The 7,114-nt window shown below is 62.9% G+C and carries 8 protein-coding genes; 7 read left to right on the forward strand and 1 reads right to left on the reverse strand.

Going from position 1 to position 7,114, the window contains the following annotated elements:
• Window positions 1-55: 55 nt before the first annotated feature.
• The gene (locus ABDX79_RS15945; protein ID WP_346221294.1) at window positions 56-451 is read left to right on the forward strand and encodes an MliC family protein; all 396 of its coding nucleotides are present in this window, start codon (window positions 56-58) and stop codon (window positions 449-451) included.
• On the opposite strand, the gene ABDX79_RS15950 is transcribed toward ABDX79_RS15945, so the two are convergent.
• Window positions 424-1,089, reverse strand: a complete 666-nt coding sequence (locus tag ABDX79_RS15950; RefSeq protein WP_346221295.1) for a hypothetical protein — start codon at window positions 1,087-1,089, stop codon at window positions 424-426. The genes ABDX79_RS15945 and ABDX79_RS15950 overlap by 28 nt on opposite strands.
• Window positions 1,090-1,247: 158 nt before the next feature.
• Here ABDX79_RS15950 and ABDX79_RS15955 point away from each other — a divergent pair, with 158 nt between their 5' ends.
• The 6 genes from ABDX79_RS15955 to hemJ all read left to right on the forward strand — a co-directional run bounded on the left by ABDX79_RS15955 (window position 1,248) and on the right by hemJ (window position 6,676).
• Complete coding sequence (locus tag ABDX79_RS15955) at window positions 1,248-1,745, forward strand: urease accessory protein UreE (protein WP_346221296.1); 498 nt, start codon at window positions 1,248-1,250, stop codon at window positions 1,743-1,745.
• A gap of 146 nt (window positions 1,746-1,891) precedes the next feature.
• Window positions 1,892-2,452, forward strand: coding sequence for an urease accessory protein UreF (locus tag ABDX79_RS15960; protein WP_346221297.1), 561 nt, complete (start codon window positions 1,892-1,894; stop codon window positions 2,450-2,452).
• Entirely contained in the window at window positions 2,449-3,081 is a 633-nt protein-coding gene (gene ureG / locus ABDX79_RS15965; RefSeq protein ID WP_346221298.1) for an urease accessory protein UreG, read from the forward strand. Before ABDX79_RS15960 ends, ureG begins: the two co-directional genes overlap by 4 nt.
• Window positions 3,078-4,415: an 8-oxoguanine deaminase gene (locus ABDX79_RS15970; RefSeq protein WP_346221299.1), complete on the forward strand. Its 1,338-nt coding sequence runs from the start codon at window positions 3,078-3,080 to the stop codon at window positions 4,413-4,415. Before ureG ends, ABDX79_RS15970 begins: the two co-directional genes overlap by 4 nt.
• A gap of 580 nt (window positions 4,416-4,995) precedes the next feature.
• On the forward strand, window positions 4,996-6,015 hold the full coding sequence (gene hemE / locus ABDX79_RS15975) for a uroporphyrinogen decarboxylase (RefSeq protein ID WP_346221300.1): 1,020 nt from the start codon (window positions 4,996-4,998) through the stop codon (window positions 6,013-6,015).
• Window positions 6,016-6,151: 136 nt separating this feature from the next.
• Entirely contained in the window at window positions 6,152-6,676 is a 525-nt protein-coding gene (gene hemJ / locus ABDX79_RS15980) for a protoporphyrinogen oxidase HemJ (protein WP_346221301.1), read from the forward strand.
• Window positions 6,677-7,114: the final 438 nt, after the last annotated feature.

The following is a 7,114-nucleotide window of genomic DNA, read 5'->3' on the forward strand; positions in this document are numbered from 1 at the left end:
GTGGCTCATCCCTGTCCGCAGCCATCAAAGACTGAGAAGCGGGGAACATGCGTCGATGCGAACCATAGCCATGAACATGTTTGCCGGCTTCCTGATCGGACTGTCCGTCCTCGGCGTTCCCGCGTCCGCGATCGCCCAGACGACGGAAGAGATCACGATCGACGTGACCGGCCCGGTGGACCGCCAGACGATCACCTATGAGTGCAAGGACAAGGAGATGGAGACGCCGGGGCGCATCACCGTCGACTACATCAACCTGCCCAACGGCAATCTCGCCATCGTGCCGGTCGGCGGCCATCCGACGGTGTTCGCCCTGACGCTTGCCGCGTCCGGTTCGAAATATGTCTCGAAATCGCTGGTCTGGTGGACCCGCGGCAATCGCGGCGATCTCTACGACGAGCTTCGCGGCGGCATCGAGGAAGCCTATCTCTGCCGCGTCGTGAAGGACTGATCGAGCAGCATCGTCGCGCTCGGGTGGACCACCGGTTCGAAGCCGTTCCGGAGCGCTTTCACGGTCGGCTGCGGCGTGAGCACCGTCACCCGGCGCGGCATCGCGGACGACCAACGCGGTTCGATGACGGCGTCGTAACCCTCGGGCGTATAGCGCAGCAGGGAGCGGCCCCAGAACAGCCAGGGTTCGTTCTCCCACATTATCATCGCGCCATCGGGGAGGGCGCCGAGATCGGCCTCGAAGCGGATCTGTTCACGGCTCCGCGAATGAACGCGCGCCTGGTGGAGCGTCTTGTCGATGGCCAAGGCCCGTATCTTTCCCCCATCCACCAGCTCGAAGGCTGACTGATAAGCGAGAAACGCCGATCGTCGGCATTCGGCGCAGGGTCGGTGACCGGCCGCCAGGGCGACCGCCTCATCAAGGAAGAAGAGTTCGGTATAGCGGCCGCTTTTCATGACCTCGCGCTTTCTTCCCCGAAATTCGAGCGCGCAGATGATCCAGTGGTCATGCTTCCAGCGGCTTTTGCCGAGTGTTCGGTCATCGCCATGCAGGATGCCGCGATTGCCCATGAACAGGCCGGCTTTCGACGGGTGGGCGACGATCTCGCCTGACGGACGAACCCGGTTCTGAAGCGCCATCAGCAAGAGCCTTTCCCTAATGATACGCCGGCTAACAAAAGCACCGGGAAACCCGTATCCCCTTCGGCGCTCCCGCCCGCGCAATTGACCGCTGGCAAAACGACGCGCACGCCAATATCTTTGCATGAACCAAAGGCCCGCAGGAAACGGAACCGTCCATGATCGTCGGAACTTCAATCGTCAGCCGTGGCACATGGCAGGACGCCGCCGACACGATCACCCTCGACGAACAGGCGCGCCATCGCAGGCGCATGGCGATGGTCAGCGATGGCGGGATCGCCTTCCTGCTCGATCTTCCCGAGGCGCGGCGTCTCAAAGCCGGCGATGCGATTTCCCTCGATGATGGGCGGCTGATCGAAGTCCGCGCCAAGCCCGAAAACCTCATCGAGGTGAGGGGGCGCGATGGGCGCCATCTCCTCGCGCTCGCCTGGCAGATCGGCAATCGGCATCTGGCGGCGGAAATCCACGACGACCGCATTTTCATTCGCGAGGACCCGGTGATCGCCGTCATGCTGGAAGGGCTCGGCGCGACGCTGGCGCATATCGAAAGCGGCTTCGACCCGGAAGGGGGCGCTTATGGCGATGCCCATACCGCCCATCATCACAATGGCCACGACCACGAGCCGAGGGATCGCCAGGAAACGGACCCGATTTGAACGACGCAGGAAGACGCAATCCATCAAACCGGGATGGGCCAGACCGCGAAAGCCTGGTCTCACTCCTCACCCTCTTTTCGCCGAGCTTTCCGATTGGCGGTTTCGCTTGGTCGCACGGGCTGGAAAGCGCGGTTCGAAGCCAGCTGGTGAGAAATGCCGACGACACCCGCGACTGGATAGCGGTCCTCCTGACGTCGGGGAGCGGCTGGAACGACGCGGTTCTCTTCACCGAAAGCCATCACGCAGCATCGGATAGCGACAAGGCCCGGCTCGAGGCTGCCAACGAGCTGGCTCTCGCGCTCGGCTTTTCCCTGGAGCGGCGCACTGAGACGGAGCATTTCGGGGAGGCGTTTCGCGAGGCCGCCAAGCCCTGGCGGAGCGAAGATCAAATCGCGATCACAGAGGGACCCGTCGCCTATCCGGTCGCGGCCGGGTCCTTGTCGGCCTCGCTGGGCCTTTGCCTTGAAGAGGCGCTGACCGGTTTTCTCCACGGCTTTTCCAACATGCTCGTCCAGGCCGCGATCCGGCTCGTTCCCTTGGGCCAGAGCGATGCGGTTGCGATCACCCATGGGCTCGGACCTGTGATTGCCGAGACTGCGAGACAAGCCGCCGGCTCCTCGCCGGACGATCTCGGATCGGCGGCGATACTCTCCGACATCCACTCCATGCGCCACGAAACCCTGTCACCAAGGCTGTTTTCTTCATGACACATCCAAACGGACCCTTGCGCGTCGGCATCGGCGGCCCCGTCGGTTCAGGCAAGACCACCCTCGTCGAAAAGCTCTGCAAGGCTGCACGGGCGAACTGGTCGATTGGCGTCGTCACCAACGACATCTATACGAGAGAGGATGCTGAGGCGCTGGTTCGCGCCCAGGCGCTCACCTCCGACCGGATTGTCGGCGTCGAGACAGGCGGCTGTCCCCATACGGCGATCCGCGAGGATGCCTCGATCAACATGCGCGCGATCCGCGATCTGACGAAACGCCATCCGGATCTCGACCTCGTGGTCGTGGAATCGGGCGGCGACAATCTCGCGGCGACCTTCTCGCCGGACCTGGTGGATCTCTCGATCTATGTCATCTCGGTCTGCCAGGGCGACGATATACCGAGAAAGGGCGGGCCGGCGATTACCCGGTCCGATCTCCTCATCGTCAACAAGACCGATCTCGCACCCCATGTCGGCGCCGACCTCGAACGGATGGAGCGAGACGCTGCGAAGGGGAGGGGGGATCTTCCGACGATCTTCACCGATCTGTCGAGGGCGAAGGGTATCGGGGAAATCATCGCCTTCCTGAGCGCCGCAGGCGGACTGCCGGCCATCGAGGACGCTGCATGACGCGCCTCTTCATCAAGGCGCCGCTGGCGATCCTTGCTGACAATGGAGGCGGCGGTCTCGTCGTCGAGGATGGCCGGATCGTCGAGCTCGTTGCCTCCGGCGCGGAGCCGAGAACGCCTTTGGACGAGGTCTTCGACGCCTCGAACCATGTCGTTCTGCCGGGGCTCATCAACACCCATCATCACTTCTACCAGACGCTCACCAGAGCCCATCCGGACGCGATCGACAAGGAGCTCTTTCCCTGGCTGAAGAGCCTTTATCCGATCTGGGCCCGCCTCGATCCGGAAAGCTTCCGCCTGTCGGTGCGCCTCGCGCTGACGGAGCTTCTGATGTCGGGCTGCACGACGGCGGCCGATCACCATTACCTCTTTCCCGACGGGCTCGACGACGCCATCGATATCGAGGCCGAAGAGGCCAAGGCTCTCGGCATGCGGGTGACGCTCACCCGCGGTTCGATGGATCTGTCGGAAAAGGATGGCGGTCTGCCGCCCGATCTCGTGGTGCAGGACAAGGACACGATCCTCGCTGACGCCGAACGGGTGATCGGCCGCTATCACGATGGGTTCGAGGGCGCGATGACGCAGATCGCCCTTGCTCCCTGCTCGCCCTTTTCCGTCACCAAGTCCCTGATGATGGAAAGCGCGGCGCTTGCCGAAAAGCACGACTGCCGCCTGCACACCCATCTCGGCGAGACCGAGGACGAGAACGACTACTGCCGCGAACTCTTCGGCTGCCGGCCTGTCGACTATCTCGAAGATGTCGGCTGGCTGTCCCCGCGCACCTGGCTGGCCCACGGCATCCATTTCACGACCGAGGAATGCGCGAAACTCGGGCGGCACAAGGTGGGGGTCTGTCACTGCCCGGCGTCCAATGCCGTGCTCGCCTCCGGTTTCTGCCCCGTCAACGAGTTGAAGGCCGCAGGCTCCCCGGTGGGTCTCGGCGTCGATGGATCGGCGTCGAACGATGCCTCCAACCTGATGGAGCAGGTGCGCCACGCGCTGATGATCGGCCGCCTCAACTATCGCTCGGCCGAAGCCGTCACCGCGCGCGATGCGCTTCAGCTTGCGACGGAAGGCTCCGCCGCCTGTCTCGGGCGCAGCGATATCGGGACGATCGCGGTGGGCCGTCAGGCCGATCTTGCCCTCTTCACCCTCGACGAGCTGCGCTTTTCCGGCGCGCACGATCCGATCGCGGCGCTGGTTCTCTGCGGCGCTACCCAAGCCGACCGGGTGATGGTGAAAGGCGAATGGCGGGTTCAAGACGGCCAGCCGATCGGCATCGATCTTCCCCGCCTGCGCTTTCAGCATGGCGAGGCGGCGAAGCGTTTCACGTGAAACATTTTGCCCGACAGACGGCGCTCGCGCCGCTGAACGGTGCCCCCGCTGCTGACCCCGTGGCATGCCTCAGCATTTCGTCCCAAGGCTTCGCGCAGAAGAGAATCGCCTCATCCGTATCGGACTCGATCCGTCATTCAAATGCAATATGAAACGCCTATGACTCCCGGGATTCTTCGCGACCCTGTGCATGACACAGGAGAGCGCGGGACAAGCCCGGCAGGGCGTAACCGCCCTGTAGATAGTCACCGGTTTTTCCCCATCGCCAGAGCGAAGCACGGGAGTCGACAGCGACTGCGGTAATCTGTTGAAAACCGTGCAATGTTCCGATGGCGTCGACAGGTTCTCCACATCGGGATGGTTCGACAATCCTTGGCCGGATAGCCTGATTTTCAAGGCAAAGCGGCCGCTTCGTCCCCGTTCTTCTCGACAGCCAGTGCCATCATCGCTACGACAGGGCCAAGGATGCGGATGAACCACCGCAAACGCTGCCGCCGGTGTGAATTCCCACAATCCACCGAGTCTAAAAAGAATCAAAAATCCTTTTAAGAAAGGATTCTATAAGGGGAGAGGGCCGCAGATGGCGGAGCGCAAACTCATGAAGGTGCTGGCAGGCGAAAGCGTCGGCACACCTCCGGTCTGGCTGATGCGCCAGGCAGGGCGCTACCTGCCGGAATATCGCGAGACCCGCGCGAAGGCCGGCGGCTTTCTCGACCTCTGCTACAATCCCGACTTTGCGACAGAAGTGACGCTCCAGCCGATCCGGCGGTTCGGCTTCGATGCCTCGATCCTCTTCTCCGACATTCTCGTCATCCCGGATGCGCTGCAACGCGGTGTGAAGTTCGTGAAGGGCGAAGGCCCGATGATGAACCCGATCCGGCCCGACGAGATCGAGGGTCTCGATCCGAGCCTGGCGGAAACCCATCTGGCACCCGTCATAGCGACGGTTGCGCGGCTTCGCGAAGAGCTCCCCGAGGAGACGACGCTGATCGGCTTCTGTGGAGCTCCCTGGACCGTGGCGACCTATATGATCGCCGGGCATGGCACGCCCGATCAGGCCCCGGCCCGGATGTTCGGCTATCAGCATCCCGAAGCGATGAAGCAGCTTCTGACGCTGCTTGCCGAAATGAGCGCCGATTATCTGATCCGCCAGCTGCGGGCAGGTGCCGATTGCGTCCAGATCTTCGACAGCTGGGCGGGCGTTCTCGACGAGCAGAGCTTTGCCGACTACGCCATCGCGCCGGTCAAGCTGATCGTCGATCGGGTGCGCGCCGCGATCCCCGACGCCAGGATCATCGGGTTCGCCAAGGGCGCCGGATATCGCCTGAAGACCTATCGCCAGGAGACTGGCGTCGATGCGCTCGGCATGGACTGGCAGGTGCCGCTTTCCTTCGCAAAGGAGCTTCAGGCAGGTGGCGCGGTCCAGGGCAATCTCGATCCCCTGCGCCTGATCGCAGGTGGAAAAGCGCTCGACGAGGGCGTCGACCTCATCCTCGAATCCCTGTCGGATGGGCCCTTCATCTTCAATCTCGGCCATGGCATCACGCCCGATGCGCCGATCGCCCATGTCGAGCAGCTGTTGAAGCGCATTCGCGGCTGACGGTTTGTCGCTGTCCGCGGAAGGCCCGGTCGGTTGACTTCGGGCCGCCTCAAGCCTTCAAAGCGAACCGGGCGGTTTGCCGAAGCGATGCGCGGCAAGCCCCTCGAACCGTATGACCCAAGATGAAGGCCGCGACGTGAGCGACACGACAAGATCCAAACCCTCGCCCCTGAAGATGATCATCCCCATCGTGGGTCTCGTCGTGCTGGTGGCGGTCCTCTGGCTCATTCCGGTCGAGGCGCAGCTGTGGATGAAATCGATCCACGTGTTCTTCGTCATCTCGTGGATGGCGGTGCTGCTCTATCTGCCGCGCCTTTATGTCTACCACACCGAGGCCGGGCCGAAGACGCCCCAGTCCGAAACCTTCAAGGTGATGGAGCGCCGGCTCTTACGCGGCATCGGCACACCGTCCATGATCATCACCTGGGCGTTCGGCCTCTGGCTCGCGGCCAAGGTCGTCGAGTTCCAAGGCGCCTGGCTCCATGCCAAGATCGCCTTCGTCGTGATCCTCAGTGCCCTGCACATGTTCCTCGCCGCCTCGCTGCGGAAGTTTGCGAATGACGAACACAAGCATTCCTCGAAGTTCTGGCGGATCGCCAACGAGGTTCCGGCGGTGCTTCTCGCGATCATCATCGTGCTGGTGATCGTCAAGCCGTTCTAAGACTCTGGACCGCAAGGCATTGATCGGGTGTCCGGCGGGCTGCTGAGCGTTCTTGAAATCCGCGATCGCGAAGCGATCAAGCGGATTTCGTATCAGCGGACACCGCGCGAGCGTGTGATACCGGCGGACCTTTGAGACCATCGGTTTCATGGGTCGTCGGCAGCCCGAGCGGCGTTTGAGCCGTTTGCCGGACCAAGGCCAGGACCCTGTGCGCGCGATGCCGGCTTTCTCGAAAGCCGCCTTCCTGTATAGAGGGTTCCGCCATCATCCCTGCAAAGAAGGTAGCGTCCCGCCATGTCCTCCCTCAAATTCGGCACCAGTGGCCTGCGCGGCCTCGTCATCGATCTCGACGGCCCGCCGGCCTATTCCTGGACACGCGGTTTCGTCAGTCATCTGGAGCGGTCCGACCAGACCGGATCGAAGACCGTTCTGATCGGG

It is taken from the genome of Fulvimarina fulva (assembly GCF_039652615.1).
Taxonomy (GTDB): domain Bacteria; phylum Pseudomonadota; class Alphaproteobacteria; order Rhizobiales; family Rhizobiaceae; genus Fulvimarina.